Consider the following 18876-nt stretch of genomic DNA (forward strand, 5'->3'; position numbering starts at 1 on the left):
GTCAGCCTCCCACGATGGGTTGAAAGAGCAGCACCTGGTCACCGTCGCAGAGCGGTGTGTCGGCGCGCGCGGCGCGGGGCACAAAGCGGCCGTTGAGTGCGGTGGCCACGCTGGTCGGCGGCATGGCCTCCCGCGCGAGGACATCAAACAGGGTGCTGCCTGCGGGCAACTGCAAGGGCCGGTCGTCCAGGCGGATGGTGATGGTGGAAGAGGTCATGGGGAGGGTTCGGGAAAGAGAGGGGACGATGACGGTGAGCTGCCCAACGACTCAGTGGACTTGATGAGAGTGGCCAGGCCTGTGATCCCCCCAAGCCCAGCAAGCCCAGCAAATGGCGCGGCATTCGCCAAGTGCGCCGTATTCGCCACTTGCGCCCCGTGCGCCACCTGCGCCACCTGCGCCCCGTGCGCCACCTGCGCCACCTGCGCCACCTGCGCCAATCCGGCCTCATCGAGCAATTGCTCCACCAGCGCGGGCGCCAGCAGCCACCCATGGCGATACAGCCCATTGAGTCGCAGCAGACCCGGCTCGCATTCGGCGCGTGGCAGGTTGTCCGGCAAGGCCGGTCGCAGATGACGGTCCAGCCGCACGATGCGGGCTTCCGCCAGCGCCGGCAGCACGCTGTGTGCGGCAGCCATCAGCTCCACGGCGGATCGCAAGGACACGGGGCTGCGATCTTCACTCTCGATTTCGCTGGCGCCCACCGCCACCTCGTCCGGCGTGCGAGGCACGAGGTAGACCCGATGGCGCGGATGCAGCAGGCGCACGGGCCGCGCCAACCCATGCGACGGTAGCGACAGGGTGACGATTTCGCCCCGCACACCGCGCACCGGCAGCGCAGGGGCGGCGCCCAGCCCGCGGGTGTCGATGGCCCAGTCGGCATGCAGACAGGCTCCGTTTTCCAGCTCGACCACGCCAGGCCGTACGGCGGCAGCGGGGCTGTTCCAGCACCACACCACGGGCTGCGACAGGGGAGCCGTCGTCACGTTCACCGTCGCCTCATACAGCGCCTCCATCGCCGCCACCGGAGCAATCAGGCCCTCGTCCGCCAGCAACCAGCCCTGCAGGCCCGGCGCCAGTGCCGGTTCGAGCGCCTGCAACCGCGCCTCCTCCAGCCGTTGCGCCCCTGGAACCACCGCCAGCACGCGTTGCGCAGTGCCCAGGTCACCCCGATGTGCCAGCAGCAGGCTGCCTTCGCGCCGGAAGGGTACTGCAGCCGGCGCCAGCGCCGCGACGATCCCCTGCCACAGCTGCAGCGAGCGCCATCCCCAGGCGGCTACCTGCGGGCCGCCCTGTTCCTGCTCCGCCAGCGGGCTGAGCATGCCGGCCGCACTGAAGGCCGCCGGCCCGGTGGCGTCAAAGCGGGTGAACGGCCCGGCGGCCGCGTCCACCACCGTCACCGCATGACCGGCACGCGCCAGCGCCCAGGCGAAGAGGCGGCCGGCCAGGCCGGCCCCTGCGATCGCGATCCTGGCCATGGCTCAGGCCGGCTGGATGGGGATGTACAGCTCGCTGCCAGCGGCGCGGAATTCCGCGCTCTTGGCCTTCATGCCGTCTCTGGCCGCAGCCGCTGCATCGGTTGCATCGGATGCATTGGCAGCATCGGCGCCAGCGGGCCCCCGGTCAAGGTGGCCTGCCAGTTCCCCCTGCCCCGGTTCGTCGGCCGCCAGACGCGCGCTGTAATCCCGGACGTCCTGGGTGATCTTCATCGAGCAGAACTTCGGCCCGCACATCGAGCAGAAATGCGCCACCTTGGCACTGTCCTTCGGTAGCGTCTCGTCGTGGAATTCCCGCGCGGTTTCCGGGTCGAGTCCGAGGTTGAACTGGTCTTCCCAACGGAACTCGAACCGCGCTTTCGACAAGGCGTCATCGCGGGCGCGTGCCGCCGGGTGGCCCTTGGCAATGTCCGCCGCATGGGCCGCGATGCGATAGGCCATGAGGCCCTGCTTGACGTCGTCCCGGTCGGGCAGGCCCAGGTGTTCCTTGGGGGTCACGTAGCAGAGCATGGCGCAGCCGAACCAGCCGATCATGGCCGCACCGATGCCGCTGGTGATGTGGTCGTAGCCCGGGGCGATGTCGGTGGTCAGCGGGCCCAGGGTGTAGAACGGCGCTTCATCGCAGTGCTTGAGCTGCTCGGTCATGTTGGCCTGGATCATGTGCATCGGCACATGGCCGGGGCCTTCGATCATGGTCTGCACATCGTGCTTCCAGGCGATCTTGGTCAGCTCGCCCAAGGTGCGCAGCTCGGCAAACTGGGCTTCGTCATTGGCATCGGCGAGCGAGCCCGGACGCAGGCCGTCGCCCAGCGAGAAGCTGACGTCGTAGGCCTTCATGATCTCGCAGATGTCTTCGAAGTGCGTGTAGAGGAAGTTCTCGCGGTGATGCGCAATGCACCACTTGGCCAGGATGGAGCCGCCCCGGGAGACGATGCCGGTGCGGCGTTTCACCGTCATGGGCACAAACGGAAGCCGCACGCCGGCATGGATGGTGAAGTAGTCCACCCCTTGCTCCGCCTGCTCGATCAGCGTGTCCCGGAAGAGTTCCCAGGTCAGGTCCTCGGCGACGCCGCCCACCTTCTCCAGCGCCTGGTAGATGGGCACGGTGCCGATGGGAACGGGGCTGTTGCGGAGGATCCAGTCGCGGGTGGTGTGGATGTTGCGGCCGGTGGAGAGGTCCATGACGGTGTCCGCACCCCAGCGGGTGGCCCAGACCAGTTTTTCGACCTCTTCCTCAATGCCCGAGCTCACGGCCGAGTTGCCGATGTTGGCATTGACCTTCACCAGGAAGTTGCGGCCGATGATCATCGGCTCCAGCTCCGGATGGTTGATGTTGGCCGGCAGGATGGCGCGGCCCCGGGCAATTTCGTCGCGCACGAATTCCGGGGTGATGAAGCCCGGGATGCTGGCACCCAGGCCCTGACCGCGCAGGCGGTCTTCGCGCTCGGCGTCGGCGCGGTATTCCTTCATCCAGGCGCGGCGGCCGTTTTCGCGGAGGGCCACGTACTCCATCTCGGCGGTGATGATGCCGCGCCGCGCATAGTGCATCTGGGTGACGTTGCCACCGCTGCGAGCGCGCCGCGGCGTGCGGGTCAGCGCGTCGGTCTGCGCTCGCAACGCGTGCTGCTGCGCGGCTTCGCGCAGGCCGTCATCAAACAGTTGGATGGGCCGGCCGGTGTAGGGCTCGGTGTCTGCCCGAGCCTCGATCCAGGCCGTGCGTGGCGTCGGCAGGCCCTGGCGCACGTCGGTGGCCTGGGCCGGGTCGGTGTAGGGCCCCGAGGTGTCATAGACCGCGATGCGCTCGCCGTTGGTCAACTGAATGTCACGCAGTGGCACCCGCAGTTGCGGATGCAGCACACCCGGCTCATACGTCTTGCTGGACGCCGGCAGCGGCGCACGGCTGGCGGCCAGGCGCTGGTGGACATCCGGCAGGGACGGCTCTGCAGGCGGTTGTGGAGCGGGGTCGGACTGCGGGTGCAGCGCGGCCAGGGACGACGAGGACGGGGGGTGCGACATCAGGCTTCTCCGGTAGGGCACCGGAGGCTGGGCCTGAAGCGGGACGCGGGCGCGATCGAACAGGACCCGGCAGCGCATGGGCGCATGGGCGGGCGCCCGCTCCTGGGAAGGAGGGGGCCCTGCATGGCCACCACAAGGGCGCGAGGGGCAGGCTCTTCTTACGCCGGTACGAACCGGATCAAGTTCAGCGGGTCCATGGCTTCTTCGCCATGTCTCAGCCCGTGCCGCGATATGCGGCCCAGGGCTCCCCGGAGCAGGCTTGCAGTATAGAAGGCTTCCGCGCCGCCGCGTGCCCGTCGCCGGTCGCCCCAAACCGTTGCGAGGTGCACCTTGCTTGCGCGTCTTGAATCCTAGGGATTGCCGTTCGTCGGATGGTGGCGTGATTTTTCCTACGACTGCGGCAAAGAGGGCACAAACCTCGGGCAAATACCGAGGAAGAGTCTCAGGGGTGACTTCTTACACTTTGTCGCTACTGGCTGCGGATGTGCTTACAAATAACAGCGGCATTGCTTCGAGAGGGTGGGAATCATGTTCAGTCGTTCTCGCAGGGTCGTCGGACCCATCTGTCTGTCGGTGTGCTTGATGCTGGCGGGTGGGAGCGTGCATGCGCAGTCGACCGGTGCCAGCGCGCCCGGTGCGGCCGGCGCGGCGGCGGCCGATCCCAAGGCACAGCCCTTGAGCGATGTCGAGCGCGCCAAGCGCGATGCCGACAAGGTCTTCCAGTGGATCAAGTTCCACGCCGAGAAGGGGGAGACCAAGAAGGTCGAGAAGCCCGACAAGCCCGACAAGCCCGAGAAGCACGAGAGCAAGCCGGAGTCCAGGCCTCAGCCGCAACCGCAGCCGCAATTGGCCAAGGCGGCAGCACCGGTGCCGAGCAAGAAGGTGGAGCCCGACAGCGACAGCCGCCCGGTGGCGAGTGCTGCCCCGGCGGATGCGGCGTCCGCGCGCAACACCGCCCTCACCACCACCGCCGCGCCATCGGTGCCGACCCCACCCGCCTTCACCGGACGGATTCCCGAGGTGGTGGCCATGGCTGCCCCGGCCACCGCGCCCACGGTTGGCACGCCCGCCGCACCGGCCCAGCAGCCGGAGCCGGAACCCGCGCCGCTGCCGGAGGAAGACACACCCTTGCGCCTGATCAGCAAGGTGGATCCGGAATACCCCCGTGCGCTGTTGTCGCAGCAGCGCAATGGCGCGGTGTTGGTGAAGTTTGTCGTTCAGACGGATGGCTCGGTCGATGCGGTGGAGGCGATCAAGTCGCCGGACCGCAAGCTCAGCGCAGCCGCCGTGACGGCGGTGAAGCAATGGCGTTTCGCGCCAGTGAACAAGCCTCGGGCGGTCAGCGTCGAAATCGGCTTCCAGATGGAGTGACCGACGCGTGCGCCTGGATGCATCCCGCCATCAGCGCTTGAACATCTCGGACTGATCCAGCGGCGACAGCGTCGCCGCCATTGCATCCAGAAACAGCCGGGTGCGTAGCGGCATCAGGCGCCGCTGCGGAAACACGGCCCAGCAGGTGCTGGGCTCTGCACACCATTGCGGCAGCACGCGCACCAGTTCACCGCGGTCCACAAAGGTCTGTGCGTACTGATTGCCCACCCAGGTGATCCCCAGGCCGTCGCGGGCCATCTGCAGGAGCATGTCGGGTGCATTGGCCAGGGTGCGCTGGTCCGGCACACCGACCCAGCTGCGCTGCTCAACGGGCGTCCCGTCGTGCAAGCCGAACAGCCGCCAGGGCAGCGGGTCACCGCCGCGGCTGAGGATCATCAGCCCATGCATGCTGATCAGCCCTTCCGGCATTTGCGGCTCGCCATGACGCTGCAGATACGCGGGGGCGGCATACAGGCCGCTGCCAAACATCGCCAGGCGGCGGGCCGCGAGCTGGCTGTCTGCAGGCAACTCGCCCATGCGCACCGCGATGTCGAAGCCTTCGGCGATCAGGTCCACCCGCCGCGGTGAAAGATCCAGCTCCAGTTGCACCTCCGGATAGTCCCGCACGAACCGGCTGAGCATGGGCTTGAGCATCTGGTGCGCAAAGTCCGCAGGCATCGACACGCGCAGACGCCCGGTGGGCCGCTGCTGGCGGTGCAGCGCAAGCGCCAGGGCGCCGTCCACCTCGCCGGCCAGGGCGCGGGCATGGTCCAGCACCCCCTGGCCGAAGTCCGTCAGCGTCAGCCGACGCGTGCTTCGCTGCAGCAACTTCTCGCCCAGGCGCTCCTCCAGGGCCGCGATCCGGCGGGAGACCGTGGACTTGGGCAGATGCAGCCGCTCCGCCGCCCGGCTGAAGCTGCCAGCCTCCATCACGCGTGCAAACACCAGCAGGTCGTCAGCATCCAGACTCATGGCGTCGGTGGGCCGCTGGGGCCGATTGTTCGTGTAGTGGAACAATCTTATCCAAACCGAAGGCTTCTGGTGCTCCGGGGTTCTCAATACAGTGAAGCCATTCCCTCACACCCTGATGCAACCGGAGAGATCACCATGAACATTCTGCAAATCAATTCCAGCGCCCGCCGCCTGCATGACGGCCAAGGTTCCGTGTCCACCCTGCTGGCCAACGAAGTGGTGGCCGGCCTGCTGGCCCGCGACCCTGGTGCCAAGGCCACCGTGCACGACCTGGCGGCCAATCCGCTGCCCCCGATGGACGAAGCCACGCTCGGCGCCCTGTTCACCCCGGGCGAGCAACGCAGCACCGACCAACAGGCCCGTGTCGCGCTGAACGACAGCCTGATCGGCGAACTGCAGGCCGCTGATGTGGTGGTGCTGGCCGCCCCGATGATCAACTTCGGCGTGAGCTCGCAGCTGAAGAACTGGATCGACGCCGTGGCCCGCGCTGGTGTCACCTTCCGCTACGGCGCCAATGGCCCCGAAGGCCTGGTGACCGGCAAGAAGGTGATCGTGGTCACCACCCGTGGCGGTGTGCACCGCGGCCAGCCGACCGACAATGTGGTGCCCTACCTGAAGGTCACGCTGGGCTTCCTGGGCATGACCGATGTGGACTTCATCTACGCCGAAGGCCTGAACATGGGGCCGGAAGCCACGGCCCAAGGCCTGGCAGCCGCCCGTACCGACATTGCCGCCGTACTGGGCTGAACCCTGACCCCTCCACGCTGAACGAAAGGAACTCTCATGTCTGCCGTTGTTTCCCCGGTCTCCACCATTGCGACACCTCGTCAGGTCGAGCGCCTGGTGCAGGGGATGGCCACCAGCGATGGGGCGGGCGTCAAGCTCACCCGTGTGCTGACCCATGACCTGCAGCGGCGGCTGGATCCTTTCCTGATGCTGGACGCGTTTGGCACGGACAACGCCGACGACTACATCGCCGGCTTCCCCGACCATCCACACCGCGGCTTCGAAACCGTGACCTACATGCTGGAAGGCCAGATGCGGCATCGCGATTCGGCCGGCAATGAAGGCCTGCTGGGCAGTGGCGGCGTGCAATGGATGACGGCTGGCCGCGGTGTGATCCACTCGGAACTGCCGGAGCAGCAGGAAGGCCGCATGGAAGGCTTCCAGCTGTGGCTCAACCTGCCCGGCCGCGACAAGATGCGCGACCCCTGGTATCGCGACATTCCCAGTGCCGAGATTCCGGAGGTGTCCTTGCCCGGTGGCACGGTGCGGGTGATTGCCGGCAGCAGCCACGGCGTGGACGGTGCGATGCAACGTGACACGACCGAACCGCTGTATCTGGACATCCACCTGCAACCCGGCACGCCGATCGAGCAGGCGATTCCGGCGGGCCACAACGCCTTCCTGTATGTCTATCGCGGCGATGTGCGCTTCGAGACTGGCTGCAAGGTGCCGGCCGGCCGCATGGCCATCCTGGCCAACACGGCGGGCGCCGACGGCGTGCGGTTTGATGCGGGTGAGGAAGGGGCCCGTCTCATCCTCATCGCGGGCAAGCCGCTGAACGAGCCGATTGCCCAGTACGGCCCGTTTGTGATGAACACCGAAGGGGAACTGCTCCAGGCCGTGCGGGATTTCCAGGCGGGTCGCTTCGCCTGAACTCCTTCGGGCGCCGTCCGACTGAAGGACTTTTGGTGCTTCAGGAGGGCGGCTCATGGCGTTTCCCATCTCACGGGGTGTACCGTGCGGGCCCGGGCAGGAGGCTCAGATCCACGGCGGGTCCGTCGGGGGCCCTGCGGTGTCCGGCGCCCGTAGCGGCGTGAGTCAGGAGCTTGTGTCGCAGGCCTTGTTGCCCAGCGCCTGCCTGGAGGGCAGAACGAGCTTCGCCACCGTCCAGCACACCCCTTTGGCGGAGACGGCCCGCCAGGAGCTCCACGTCGCGCTACGGGTGCTGGGTGAAGACCTGCGGGACGTTGATGAGAACGGTGACCTGGCGCAGGCGCTGGCTGATTTGCCGGCGCAGCTGCAGCGTATGCCGGATCAGCAGACCCAGATGCTGGGGCATGGCAAACGCTGGCTGACCCTGCTGCTGCGCGCGCTGCATGGGCCCAGCCCGCCGGACCTCGTCATCCGTCGGCAGATCTGCCGTCAAGTGGCAAGGGACCTTCATGGCCCCGACGCTGGCGCGGCGAAGGCCTTTGGCGAGGCGTTGACCCATGTGCGCGACAGCGCGCCCGGGGGGGCGCAGGTCAAGGGTCTGCGGGACCAACTGCATGAATACACCCTGGCCGCGTTCCTGTCGTCCCAAAGCGGCCAGCCACGCGCCAACACCCCCGCCGATTCGCAGCGCATCCAGGCCATGCGCTCGGCCTTCGGCTTTGGCCCAGGTGCCGGGCCGCGCCGCGAGCTGTTGCCCCGAGTGAACGTCGAGGAACTGAATGCCGCTGCGGAGTGGCTGGAGCGGCAACAGGCGCCGATGCTTTTTCTCTGTGCCCATCAGCTGCTCAAGCGCTTCAACGCCAGCTACAGCGCGATCTTTGACCAATCGCCGCCCCTGGGGCCGGTCCTGTCGCCGGTGGAGGAGGGGCAAGTGAAGACGGTCCTGACGTCCTTGGAGCAGGCCTTGCGGTTCAACCTGTCCTCCTACCTGCAGTCCGCCCTGCCCACAGGGGCGCGGCTCTGGCATCTCGACGATGCCAGCCACGTCCAGGAAAGAATCCGGGAGGCCTTGCCGGAACTCGCGGCCGCCTATGCTTCCTCGCATCAGACGTCACCGCGCACGCCGCAACCCGGCTCGCCCAGGCGTTCACCCCCTGAAGGGGACGCCATGGCCACGCTGGCGCCGCCGGGAGACAGCTCCTCCTCCCCCACCACCTCCTCCCCCACCTCCTCCGATTCCGACAACAACGCCGTGCCGGAGCTGACGCCCCGGGCACCGCATCAGGACAGCCGCTCCGGCGCCGCTGGGGTCTTGAGCGGAGGAACGGGCGGGGCCAGCAGCCGAGGGCCGTCGTAACCCCGGACGGCGCCGAACACGCCCCCGTCCTCCTGCTGGTTCCATTCCGCCGCATAACCGTCCATCTCTTCCCGGGAGCGGCCGACAAAGTTCCACCAGAGCAACACCGGCTCCGGGAACGGAGGACCACCCAACAGGAGGGCACGGCTGCGACCGCCGCCGCTGAGCAGTTTCAGCGAGCGACTGCCCGGGGCGATGTAGAGCAACTGGCCGGGCGTGCTCAGGCCGGTGTCTTCATCGCTGACCTTCACGGCCAGGTCGCCCTCCAGCACCATCAGCCCGTATTCATGGTCCGGATGCAGCAGCAGCTCGGTGTCGGCGGCCTGGTCGGCGCTGAGGTCCATGCCTAGCAGCGGGGTGTGGCTGGGTACCGGGGACCGATGGCCGCCGAATTCGCCCATCAGCAGCATGGTGTCAAAACCGCCGGAGGCAAAACGGGGCAGGGACGGGAAATGCTCAAACGCGGGGGGCCCGTGGCGGACCGCATCGGGCAACGCAATCCACAACTGCGCGAGTTGCAGCCGCGACGTCAGCGACTCTTCAGAGTGGCTGATGCCGCGTCCCGCCGTCATCAGATTGACCTGGCCCGGTCGCAGTACCTGCTCGGAGCCGAGGCTGTCGCGATGCAGGATCTCCCCCTCGATCAACCAGCTGAAGGTCTGCAGGCCGGTGTGGGGATGGGGACCCACACGCATTGGGAGGTCCGGCGCCAGGTCGGCCGGTCCGGCATGGTCCAGGAAGCACCAGGCGCCCACCATGCGGTGCTTGGACGTGGGCAGGGCGCGGCGGATGGTCAGGCCGCCCACATCGCCCAGATGGGCCTGCAGACGCTCCCAGCGGGCGGGCGCGAAATCGGGGTCGAGGCTCATGGGGAGGCTCCTTGGGCAAGGTCGTCAAGAATAGGACAGTCGGGCCGGTCGTCGCCGTGGCAACAATCGGCCAGTTCGGAGAGGCTGCGCCGCATCGCCTGCATCTCGGCCATGCGGCGGTCCAGGTCGGCGATGTGCGCCTGGGCAATCCGCTTCACCTGCGCGCTGGCCCGTCGGCGGTTTTGCCACAAGGCCAGCAACTCGGCGATCTCGGCGATGGAGAAGCCCAGGTCGCGTGCGCGGCGGATGAACCGCAGCAGATGAACTTCCCGCTCGCCGTAGAGGCGATAGCCGGCTTCCGTCCGGGCGACGGGGGGCAGCAGCCCCAGTTGCTCATAGTGGCGCAGCATCTTGGCAGAGACGCCAGAGCGTTCCGCCGCTTCCTTGATGGTCCAGGTGGCGGGCTTATTCATCGGCGCTGGGGGTGGTGGGTCTTGGGCGGGCGTTCACGGTGCGCGCTCATGAGTGAGGGTCACTGAGGGGCGCCTGCGGATGAGCGTTTGCTGATGTGGCGCCTGCAAGCGGTACAGGTTTCCAGCGCTTGAGCAACAGCGCATTGCCCAGCACCGACACGCTGGACAGGGCCATGGCCGCGCCTGCCACCACCGGGCTCAGCAGGCCCAGCGCGGCCAGCGGGATGCCCAGCAGGTTGTAGACAAAGGCCCAGAACAGGTTTTGCCGGATCTTGCGCACCGTCGCCCGGGAGATGCCAATGGCCTGCGCCACCAGCAGCGGGTCCCCGTGCATCAGGGTGATGCCGGCGGTTTCCATGGCCACGTCGGTGCCGCTGCCCATGGCCATGCCCACATCGGCGGCCGCCAGCGCCGGAGCATCGTTGATTCCGTCGCCCACCATGGCCACATGGGCCCCGCCGGCTCGCAGGTCGGCCACGCGCTGGGCCTTGTCTTCCGGCATCAGCTCGGCCTGCACGTCGTCCAGTCCCAACCAGTGGGCCACCGTTGTGGCTGCCGCCTGGTTGTCTCCAGTGAGCATGACGGTGCGCAGCCCCATGTCTCGCAATTGCTGAACGGCGGCGACAGCGCTTGGCTTGATGCGGTCTCCGAAGGCCAGCAGGGCCAGTGGCAGAGGGGCCTCGCCCGCGCGGCGCTGCGCCAGCCATGACACGGTCATGCCTTCCGCGTGGGCGCCGGCGGCTTGAGGGGCCAGCCAATCGGGCGCCACGCCCTCGGCCACCAGCCAGCGGGCACTCCCCAGCATCAGGTCACGGCCTTCCACCTGGGCCTCAATGCCGCGCCCCGCCACCGCACGGGTGCCTTGCGCCGCCAGAGGCGGCAGCGCACGGGCCTCTGCGGCCGCCCGTACCGCGCGGCCCAGCGGATGTTCACTGCCTTGTTGCAGCGCTGCGGCGAGTTGCAGGGCATGGGCCTCGTCCATGCCGTGGAAGGGCCGTAGGGTCTGCAGATGCGGCCGGCCCTCGGTCAGGGTGCCGGTTTTGTCGAACACCACGGTGGTGACAGCGCGGGCCTGTTCCAGTGCCTCTGCATCCTTGATGAGCAGGCCGTGGCGGGCCGCCACGCCGGTGCCCACCATGATCGCCGCAGGCGTAGCCAGGCCCAGGGCACACGGGCAGGCAATCACAAGAACCGCCACCGCATGGATCAGCGCCTGCGACCAATCGCCCTGAAGAACGCCCCACGCTAGCCAGGTGAGCACCGCCACCACCAGCACCACGGGCACAAACACGGCGCTGACCTGATCCACCAGACGCTGGATCGGCGCCTTGCGGGCCTGCGCCTGTTCCACCAGCCGCACGATGCGGGAGAGGGTGGATTCCGCGCCCAGCGCCGAGACCGAGACCAGCAGCAGCCCTTCGCCGTTGACCGACCCGCCCACCACACGGTCCCCCGGGCCACGTGCCATCGGCAGGCTCTCGCCGCTGATCATGGATTCATCGACCAGGCTCTGGCCTTCGGAAATGCGCCCGTCCGCAGGCAGCCGTTCCCCGGGGCGGACCACCAGCAGATCCCCCAGCCGCAACTGGGCCAGCGGGAGGTCCAGCTCCTGACCGTCACGGCGCACACGGGCCGTGTCCGGGCGCAGGGCCTTGAGGGCCGCCAGAGCGCCCAGCGTCTGCCGCCGGGCCCGCGCCTCCAGCCACTTGCCCAGCAGCACCAGCGTGATGACGGCGGCTGACGATTCGAAATACAGCGGCGCATGGGGGCCTGCCGCCAGCAGCCCGTAGACGCTGAGCCCATAAGCGGCGCTGGTGCCCAGGGCTACCAGCAGGTCCATGTTGCCGCTGCGGTCCTTGAGTGCCGCCCACCCGGCCCGGTAGAAGCGCGCACCCAGCCAGAACTGCACCGGCGTGGCCAACAGCCATTGCCAGAGGCCGTCCAGCATCCAGTGACGGCCCATCAGCAGACCGGCCATCGGCAGCACCAGCGGGGCGGAGAGTAGCGCTGCCACCACCACCGGCCATCCCGTGTGGGCCCAGGGTACCGGTGCGGGCGCGCCGGTCTCGTTCTCATCGAGAGGCAAGCTCCCTTCATAACCGGCCTTGTGGATGGCCGCCACCAGCAGCGCGGGGCTGACACCGCCCAGGGTGGTGACGGCCGCGGTTTCCGTGGCCAGGTTGACCTCGGCGTTCAAAACGCCGGGCACCTTCTGTAGTGCCCGTTCCACCCGTCCTACACAACTGGCGCAGGACATGCCCTTGACCGCCAGCTGCAGGGATTGGGACGGCACCTGGAATCCGGCGCCGGTCACCGCCGCGCGCAGGGCGTCCAAGGGCAGGCCTGGCTCGGTGCGCACGGAGGCCCGCTCCATCGCCAGGTTCACCTCCGCGCCAAGCACGCCTGGGACAGCTTGCAGGCGTTTTTCAACGCGGCGCACGCAGCTGGCGCAGGTCATGCCCTGAATGGGCAGCAGCAGTTCCACAGCGGCCGCAGAGGGATCGGCGGCGCCAGAGGTGGGGGATAGGGAGGCGGAGGGGTTCATGAGCGAAGTCTCAAGCTTGCCATGATGGGAAGGTCAAGGCCATGCCCCTGTCGGGAGAGAGGCTGTGGCGGGCGATCTCCATGCTGGGCTTGACCTTGCCACGGTGGAAAGGTTTAGGCTTGTGGAAGTGTCATCCGGCTTCGGTAGGGTGGCGACATCCCGCGTGTTGACACGTGCGATGGAAGCGTTTGGAAAATTTGGAAGGAGTGACCCATGTATGAATTCAAGCTGCCGGACCTGAGTTGTGGCCACTGCCTGGCCGCCGTGACCGAAGCGCTCAAAGGGGCCGATGCCCAGGCCGATGTGCAGGTCAGCCTGGAACAGAAGACGGTGAAGGTTCAGAGCAGGCTGGAGCGCGGGCAGTTGGCCGAGGTGCTGACCGAAGCCGGTTATCCGCCGGCGGCCTGAGCCGGAAGGCGTTCAGTTCTTCGCCGAAAACGCCTTCATGTCAGCATCTTTACCCAATGTCGATTTGGCGAATCCAATGGACAACGGCTTGCTCAGAAGAATGCGAACTTGGCGAGGGAGTTCGACGCCAATGCGGCTGCGCGCGCCGGTTTGCTTCACTCCGAGACGGTGGAACCCAATGACCCACAACGCTGTGACGTCACGACCTACGTCTACGATGACTACGGCAACAAGACGGGCTCCATCACGGCCAACTGCGTCTCCCGAGGCCAGTGCCTATAGCAAGGGCGCACGATAGTTCTACAGTGCTGCCAGTAAAAGGATTCTGAGATGCGGCTCGGACGTTCTTTGATGCGTGGTGTTTTCTTCGCGGTCTGTCTTGTCGGGTGCTCAGCAGGTGCTGAAACTTCGAGAATGGTGATGAATTGCACTCATGATGTCACTAAGCAGCTTTCGTACTCGTTGAAGCTCGGGACGCTTTTTGAACCTGTCGTCGCCAAGCTGGATGCATCGAAGTTTGAGTACATGATTTTTTCTGGCGATCTGCGCATCTCGCTCGAATCGATCCGTAGCGCAGGTGTTTATGCAGTAGCGCCTATTCATGTGCTCGTCAAATCCAGTACGTCGCCCAAGGGCCAAATTCAGGAAGATGAAATCCTGACCTTGTCCTTTGATCGCGGTGGCAGTCTTACCGAGAAATCGTGCAAGCGGGTGTTTACAGGGCCCTAATTTTGCAGGCTGCGGGGTCAAGCCGTGTGAACAACCAGATCAACGTTCGCTTCCGAATGAACGAACAAGCAGGGATGAAGCTCCAATGACCTCCTCGCAATTGCCAAGGAAGCTGTTCAATTGGGCTGTGATCCTCTTCTTCGCAGTGCTCCTGTTGATCTTTGCAGGCGCGGTGGCGCTCTACTACACGGGATTCAGGGTCAAAGAGGCACCAACATGCGCGAACTTCAGGGCATCCGTGCCTGCTGAGAGGGCCAACAAGGTTCTACCGGATCTTCAAAGTGTCATTGAAGCTGCAGGCTTGAAGCTGAAGCCCGAAGTCCAGCGTGATACCTATGCCAGGTGGGAGTCTGATCGGGCAAAGGTGAGTTACTACGCGAACCGAGAGAGCAAGGACTCCTCGTTATTCGTCTGCTCAAACAACAGCGATCCCAAGCTCTGGCAGGAAGTTGCTGTCAAGATGGAACAAGTGCTGCAACGGGACGCCATCACGGTCAAGGCTTGGCTTCAGCTGAACGACAACGACTTCAAATGCAATCCAAATTGCGTCATCGATGTGCCAATGCCTCTTGATTTTGAAAAGCTGAACCGGACCTTGCTAGTTCCCAAGGGCTCATAGGGACGTGCTCAAAGTGCGAGAAGAAATCTTGCGATGACGATCAATCGAAGGGGCGCGCTGCGGCCCTTCTTCATGCTGTTGCTAGAACTGCCACTCGGGTGGACCGATACGTGCGCGAGGCCGTCCCGGGCGGGGCAAACTGACACGCTCATAACTGCCGTTATCAGGGCGCCGTAACAAGGTCATTAGTCCGCCTAACCACAGTGTGATTAAACGGGCTTAAGGCAGTTCTGGAGACGACCGCGCGCGAGTTCTAATGCCGCCGTTGCGCAATGCAATGCCCTGGGGCAGGCGGGCTGGGCAGCGTTGGCAGGGCATTCGGCATCGGATGTGATCCGCACCGGGGTGATGGCGTATGTGTCGGCCTCGGTGAATAAGCAGATCGGCGACACCTTCAAGTTGGGCAGCATGACCTTCTATAACACCGTGGCGCACGGGGTGTGGGGGTGTGCGGAAGCCAAGCTCAATGGAGGGGCCTGCAGTTCAGGCTTCCGGGGTGGATTGGCCGGGGCGGCGTTGTCCAACTATGCGGATTTGGAGTACAAGAAGGGTAGCGAAGGGGTCAACATCGCGGTAAACACGGCTATTCATGCGGTGACCGGTGGGTTGGCGTCGCTGGCGGGTGGGGGAAAGTTTGCGGAAGGGGCGAAAAGTGCGGCGTATGCGTACCTCTTTAATGCCCTGGGGCACAAGATCATCAAGGAGCTGTACGACCTCAGGAGCGGCCAATACGCAGGCGAACTGCGTGGACATCACAAGTTTGATGAGGCGCTGGCCCGCAAATACGACGACTACATGTCGCCCGATGCCGTCAACGCTGCGGCGACTGATCGAATCGGCCAGGGGTACACAAACACCGGATTGCCTAGTGATCCCCACGCGTGGAACGATGCGCACAAGGCTGCGACTCGTGCCCTCGATACGCAAATGGACGATTGGATTGCTTCTGGGAGGATCTCGAAGGATCAACCGATGACCCAGCGGCAATACTACGAGTTCATGAACGAGGCGAGCAGAGTTCCCGCGGTCAGCAATTTCTGGAAGTCGATACAGGAGTTTGTGGACCTGATGCAAAGCTGCGGGATTCAACCAAAACTGCGCGGCATGCCACGTGCTCGCGGTCTCTCTGAGTAGTCGCCATGAACGCCGACCTGCGTCATCAAGTCTTGGAGTTGAAGTTCGCCAAGCGATATGGCGAAGCAGTGGATCTTGTTCGACGTGCGGCCGAGGATGGCGACGTCGCAGCAAGGGTTATGTTGGCCCGGATGTGGGAGGCCGCTGGGCTATCTCGAGCGGAAGCCGATGAACACGTGGAGTTCGCTCATCGGCATCTTGAGCCGGTAGACATCATTGGGCACTTGGAGCTTTACGGCGCATATGCCGATGGCCTCGGTGACATCGACTATGACCTCAAGGCTCGCAGAAGCTTCGAGCACCTATTGGTTGCGGCCGAGCGGGACGCCGGGCACACGTACTCGCTTGCGGTTGCGCGCGCGTACCGCACGGGAGGACTAGCTGTCCCTGTCGATATCGCAAAGGCTGCTTGGTGGTACAGGAAAGCGGCGGCGCAGGGAAGTCCAGACGCGCCGAGGGAACTGGAATCCCTTGATCGTTGAGCCGAACGGAGGTCTGGTCAGGTTCAGCTTCTTGCGTTGATGACCTCGATGGCTTGTGCCACGCTGACGATCCTGGCGCCCTGATGCTCGGTGACGGACAGAAGCGGCTTGCCCCCGGTGACGAGGGGATCGGCCTTGGCGGCGAGCGCGGTGAGCTACGACGACAGCGGCCGCCTGGCGACCCAGACCTATCCGACGGGGCTGCAGGTGGTCTACCGCTACAGTGATCTGGGCTTTGTGCAGAGCTTGAATCTGGGCACGGCGGTGGTGATCACGCCGCAAGCCGATGCCTCAGGCGTGGTGGCCCCGGGGGCCACTCTGGCCGCAGGCGCGGTGCTCTGGTCGGCCAAGACCTACAACGCTCGCGGTCAGGCTCAACAGTCCGGCTACGGTAACGGTGTGGTCAGTCAGTCCGGGTTTGACGGCTGGACTGGGCGACCCACGACGCTGGCGGCGGGATTGAGCGGTGGCACGGAGGTGCTCAGCCAGAGCTACGGATGGGACAACCTTGGCCGGCTCAGGACTCGCACCGATGCCAACGGCGCGGGCGGCGGGACCGGCGCGGTCACGGATGATCTGATCTACGACGAGTTGGGGCGGCTCAAGAGCTACACCGTCAGTGCGCCGCAGATGCCCAACCTGACGCGCACCGTGGAGTTGCGCTACAACGCCGGTGGCCAGTTGCTCTACAAGAGTGACGTGGGGATCTACAGCTATGGCGTGGTCGGACATGCACACGCGTTGGCAGCCGTGGCCAGCACAACGGCGGGTATCGAAAGCGCCAGTTATGGCTATGACGCCAGCGGCAATCTGGTGAGTGCCACGGCGGGCAAGTATCGCGCGCTCACCTACACCAGCTTCAACCTGCCAGCCGGTCAGGGTGCCAACGGGACAGGGGCCTTGCAGGGGGCGCCGGGGGGCGCGGCGTACGGCTGGTATTACGACGAGAACCATCAGCGGCTCAAGGAAGTACGCAGCGATGCCAGCGGCACCCGCACCACCTGGATGCTGCATCCCGACGCGGCGGGAGGCTTGAGCTTCGAAACCGAGACGATGGTAGGCGCAGGCGCGACGACGACGCGCAACCGCCATTACCTGAGCGCAGGCGGCAGCAGCATCGGCGTGATCATCACAGCCGACGTGCTGCCGACGCTGGTGGCTGGGCAGACCGCACCGGTTGTGCTGAGCACGGTGACGGCGGTGAGGGTGGAGTACTGGCACAAGGACTCGCTGGGCAGCCTGATGGCCACGACGGACCACCGAGGAGTCGTGACGGCGCGCTACAGCTACGACCCGTTTGGCAAGCGCCGCCAGGCCAATGGGACGTATGACGCCGCTGGGGTGCTGGTGGTGGACTGGGTGGCTGCCGCCAACTACGGCACCGACCGTGGTTTTACAGGGCATGAGCATCTGGACGATGTGGGCCTGATCCACATGAACGGGCGGATTTACGACCCGACGCTGGGGGTGTTCCTGCAGGCAGATCCCATGATCCAGTCGGCAGACGATCTGCAGAACTACAACCGCTACGGGTACTGCTTCAACAACCCGATGACGTGTACGGACCCGACGGGCTATAGCTTCCTGTCCAAATGGGTGGGTTCGACGCTGATCGGCGGGGTGCTGGACTTCTTTGCGCCCGGGCTGGGCACCTTGCTGTCTTCGCTGTATCAGGCGCGGCTAATTGCGCGTACGAAGTTGGGGTACCAACTGGGCAGCATCGCCATCGGCGTGATGTCGGCGGTGTATTGCAAAGGGGCCGTTGCGCAATGCAATGCCCTGGGGCAGGCGGGCTGGGCAGCGTTGGCGGGGCATTCGGCATCGGATGTGATCCGCACCGGGGTGATGGCGTATGTGTCGGCCTCGGTGAATAAGCAGATCGGCGACACCTTCAAGGTAGGCAGCATGGCCTTCTATAACACCGTGGCGCACGGGGTGTGGGGGTGTGCGGAAGCCAAGCTCAATGGAGGAGCCTGTAGTTCAGGCTTCCGGGGTGGACTGGCCGGGGCGGCGTTGTCCAACTATGCGAATTTGGAGTACAACAAGGGCAGCGAAGGGGTCAACATCGCGGTGAATACGGCGATTCATGCGGTGACCGGTGGGTTGGCGTCGCTGGCGGGTGGGGGAAAGTTTGCGGAAGGGGCGAAAAGTGCGGCGTATGCGTATCTCTTTAGTCGGGCAGCATCTGGCGACTTTGGCTTCGGCTATCTTGGGGATGACAAGGCAGGTGGGTCGCCTACGAGTGTTTCGAACCGCGTAATCTTTCTGAAGGCCGACGATCTGAACTACGCCACTGCTTTGAGTTCTAATCCGCAAGATGGCGAGTTTCTTATTATTGGACATGGAAATGAAATTGCGCAGACCATGTCGGGCATGACGGGTTCTCAAATGGCGGAGTATCTGAGGGCTAATACAAACTGGCAGCCGGGGCAAACAGTACGGGTTGATGCGTGTTGGTTGGGCAATTCACCTAACGGTTTTGCGCAGCAGTTGGCAAACGGGTTAAATACCACTGTGATTGCATCGCCGGTGCGTACGCTCGACATGGCTGGCACGTCCGTTCCCGTGTATAGCTGGGCATTCTCCTCAACTAGAGCCTTGCCTCTCTGGCCAGCTTCTTGGAAGCGGTTCACACCCACCCCGCCATCGAAGACGGGGAGTGCGCCATGAATCGTGCCGCCCGAGTGCTACTCGTTTTGCTGCTCCTTCCTCTTGTGGGCTACTTGGGATGGCGAGGTCTTCCCACCACTAACTGCTGCGACTTGGTCGACAGGGAATATGCGGAATACGAGTCTCTTGTAGCACGCG

At 65.3% G+C, this 18876-nt stretch carries 17 protein-coding genes and 1 riboswitch; of the genes, 10 read left to right on the plus strand and 7 right to left on the minus strand.

The window, feature by feature from the left end:
- Position 1 precedes the first annotated feature (1 nt).
- Genes thiS through thiC form a run of 3 tightly spaced genes read right to left on the minus strand, consistent with a single transcriptional unit; the run spans position 2 to position 3510 of the window.
- A complete protein-coding gene (gene thiS, locus OU995_RS08230; RefSeq protein ID WP_267835036.1) occupies positions 2-217 on the minus strand; it encodes a sulfur carrier protein ThiS in 216 nt (71 codons plus the stop codon).
- Positions 214-1476: an FAD-dependent oxidoreductase gene (locus OU995_RS08235; protein WP_267835037.1), complete on the minus strand. Its 1263-nt coding sequence runs from the start codon at positions 1474-1476 to the stop codon at positions 214-216. Before OU995_RS08235 ends, thiS begins: the two co-directional genes overlap by 4 nt.
- Positions 1477-1479: 3 nt before the next feature.
- Positions 1480-3510 carry a phosphomethylpyrimidine synthase ThiC gene (thiC, locus tag OU995_RS08240; protein ID WP_267835038.1) on the minus strand — a complete coding sequence of 677 codons (2031 nt, stop codon included), beginning with the start codon at positions 3508-3510 and terminating at the stop codon, positions 1480-1482.
- A gap of 138 nt (positions 3511-3648) precedes the next feature.
- Positions 3649-3771: riboswitch (TPP riboswitch) on the minus strand.
- Positions 3772-4038: 267 nt separating this feature from the next.
- Here thiC and OU995_RS08245 point away from each other — a divergent pair.
- Positions 4039-4881 carry an energy transducer TonB gene (locus tag OU995_RS08245; protein ID WP_267835039.1) on the plus strand — a complete coding sequence of 281 codons (843 nt, stop codon included), beginning with the start codon at positions 4039-4041 and terminating at the stop codon, positions 4879-4881.
- 30 nt (positions 4882-4911) lie between these two features.
- Here OU995_RS08245 and OU995_RS08250 read toward each other — a convergent pair whose 3' ends face one another.
- Entirely contained in the window at positions 4912-5853 is a 942-nt protein-coding gene (locus tag OU995_RS08250) for a LysR family transcriptional regulator (RefSeq protein ID WP_267835041.1), read from the minus strand.
- 135 nt (positions 5854-5988) lie between these two features.
- Here OU995_RS08250 and OU995_RS08255 point away from each other — a divergent pair, with 135 nt between their 5' ends.
- Genes OU995_RS08255 through OU995_RS08265 form a run of 3 tightly spaced genes read left to right on the plus strand, consistent with a single transcriptional unit; the run spans position 5989 to position 8869 of the window.
- Positions 5989-6600, plus strand: a complete 612-nt coding sequence (locus OU995_RS08255; protein WP_267835043.1) for an FMN-dependent NADH-azoreductase — start codon at positions 5989-5991, stop codon at positions 6598-6600.
- Between the two features lie 36 nt (positions 6601-6636).
- Complete coding sequence (locus OU995_RS08260; RefSeq protein ID WP_267835044.1) at positions 6637-7512, plus strand: pirin family protein; 876 nt, start codon at positions 6637-6639, stop codon at positions 7510-7512.
- Positions 7513-7567: 55 nt separating this feature from the next.
- Positions 7568-8869, plus strand: a complete 1302-nt coding sequence (locus OU995_RS08265; RefSeq protein WP_267835046.1) for a hypothetical protein — start codon at positions 7568-7570, stop codon at positions 8867-8869.
- Here the strand turns inward: OU995_RS08265 and OU995_RS08270 are convergent.
- From OU995_RS08270 to OU995_RS08280, 3 genes are read right to left on the minus strand one after another with little or no spacing between them, the layout of a single operon-like run.
- The gene (locus OU995_RS08270; RefSeq protein WP_267835047.1) at positions 8794-9738 is read right to left on the minus strand and encodes a pirin family protein; all 945 of its coding nucleotides are present in this window, start codon (positions 9736-9738) and stop codon (positions 8794-8796) included. The genes OU995_RS08265 and OU995_RS08270 overlap by 76 nt on opposite strands.
- Positions 9735-10151 (minus strand): Cu(I)-responsive transcriptional regulator, encoded by a 417-nt coding sequence (cueR, locus tag OU995_RS08275; protein ID WP_267835048.1) that lies wholly within the window; start codon positions 10149-10151, stop codon positions 9735-9737. Before cueR ends, OU995_RS08270 begins: the two co-directional genes overlap by 4 nt.
- A gap of 46 nt (positions 10152-10197) precedes the next feature.
- Positions 10198-12696 (minus strand): heavy metal translocating P-type ATPase, encoded by a 2499-nt coding sequence (locus tag OU995_RS08280; protein WP_324288727.1) that lies wholly within the window; start codon positions 12694-12696, stop codon positions 10198-10200.
- A gap of 213 nt (positions 12697-12909) precedes the next feature.
- On the opposite strand from OU995_RS08280, the gene OU995_RS08285 reads away from it, so the two are divergent.
- The 6 genes from OU995_RS08285 to OU995_RS08310 all read left to right on the plus strand — a co-directional run bounded on the left by OU995_RS08285 (position 12910) and on the right by OU995_RS08310 (position 18738).
- Complete coding sequence (locus OU995_RS08285; protein ID WP_267835049.1) at positions 12910-13104, plus strand: heavy-metal-associated domain-containing protein; 195 nt, start codon at positions 12910-12912, stop codon at positions 13102-13104.
- A gap of 330 nt (positions 13105-13434) precedes the next feature.
- The gene (locus OU995_RS08290) at positions 13435-13833 is read left to right on the plus strand and encodes a hypothetical protein (protein WP_267835051.1); all 399 of its coding nucleotides are present in this window, start codon (positions 13435-13437) and stop codon (positions 13831-13833) included.
- Positions 13834-13918: 85 nt separating this feature from the next.
- Positions 13919-14452, plus strand: coding sequence for a hypothetical protein (locus OU995_RS08295; RefSeq protein ID WP_267835053.1), 534 nt, complete (start codon positions 13919-13921; stop codon positions 14450-14452).
- A 369-nt stretch (positions 14453-14821) separates the two neighbouring features.
- Positions 14822-15586 (plus strand): hypothetical protein, encoded by a 765-nt coding sequence (locus tag OU995_RS08300; RefSeq protein WP_267835054.1) that lies wholly within the window; start codon positions 14822-14824, stop codon positions 15584-15586.
- A 5-nt stretch (positions 15587-15591) separates the two neighbouring features.
- Positions 15592-16068 (plus strand): hypothetical protein, encoded by a 477-nt coding sequence (locus tag OU995_RS08305; RefSeq protein ID WP_267835056.1) that lies wholly within the window; start codon positions 15592-15594, stop codon positions 16066-16068.
- A 150-nt stretch (positions 16069-16218) separates the two neighbouring features.
- Positions 16219-18738, plus strand: coding sequence for an RHS repeat-associated core domain-containing protein (locus OU995_RS08310; protein ID WP_267835057.1), 2520 nt, complete (start codon positions 16219-16221; stop codon positions 18736-18738).
- Positions 18739-18876 lie beyond the last annotated feature (138 nt).

Origin of the sequence: Roseateles sp. SL47, from assembly GCF_026625885.1 — a bacterium.
Taxonomy (GTDB): domain Bacteria; phylum Pseudomonadota; class Gammaproteobacteria; order Burkholderiales; family Burkholderiaceae_C; genus Roseateles.

Coding starts and splice junctions, on each gene's coding strand:
- OU995_RS08270 (WP_267835047.1), bottom strand. CDS start 9,738: ATGAGCCTCGACCCCGATTTCGCGCCCGCCCGCTGGGAGCGTCTGCAG.
- OU995_RS08280 (WP_324288727.1), bottom strand. CDS start 12,696: ATGAACCCCTCCGCCTCCCTATCCCCCACCTCTGGCGCCGCCGATCCC.
- thiS (WP_267835036.1), bottom strand. CDS start 217: ATGACCTCTTCCACCATCACCATCCGCCTGGACGACCGGCCCTTGCAG.
- OU995_RS08285 (WP_267835049.1), top strand. CDS start 12,910: ATGTATGAATTCAAGCTGCCGGACCTGAGTTGTGGCCACTGCCTGGCC.
- thiC (WP_267835038.1), bottom strand. CDS start 3,510: ATGTCGCACCCCCCGTCCTCGTCGTCCCTGGCCGCGCTGCACCCGCAG.
- OU995_RS08260 (WP_267835044.1), top strand. CDS start 6,637: ATGTCTGCCGTTGTTTCCCCGGTCTCCACCATTGCGACACCTCGTCAG.
- OU995_RS08265 (WP_267835046.1), top strand. CDS start 7,568: ATGGCGTTTCCCATCTCACGGGGTGTACCGTGCGGGCCCGGGCAGGAG.
- OU995_RS08255 (WP_267835043.1), top strand. CDS start 5,989: ATGAACATTCTGCAAATCAATTCCAGCGCCCGCCGCCTGCATGACGGC.
- OU995_RS08250 (WP_267835041.1), bottom strand. CDS start 5,853: ATGAGTCTGGATGCTGACGACCTGCTGGTGTTTGCACGCGTGATGGAG.
- OU995_RS08295 (WP_267835053.1), top strand. CDS start 13,919: ATGACCTCCTCGCAATTGCCAAGGAAGCTGTTCAATTGGGCTGTGATC.
- cueR (WP_267835048.1), bottom strand. CDS start 10,151: ATGAATAAGCCCGCCACCTGGACCATCAAGGAAGCGGCGGAACGCTCT.
- OU995_RS08245 (WP_267835039.1), top strand. CDS start 4,039: ATGTTCAGTCGTTCTCGCAGGGTCGTCGGACCCATCTGTCTGTCGGTG.
- OU995_RS08235 (WP_267835037.1), bottom strand. CDS start 1,476: ATGGCCAGGATCGCGATCGCAGGGGCCGGCCTGGCCGGCCGCCTCTTC.
- OU995_RS08305 (WP_267835056.1), top strand. CDS start 15,592: ATGAACGCCGACCTGCGTCATCAAGTCTTGGAGTTGAAGTTCGCCAAG.
- OU995_RS08290 (WP_267835051.1), top strand. CDS start 13,435: ATGCGGCTCGGACGTTCTTTGATGCGTGGTGTTTTCTTCGCGGTCTGT.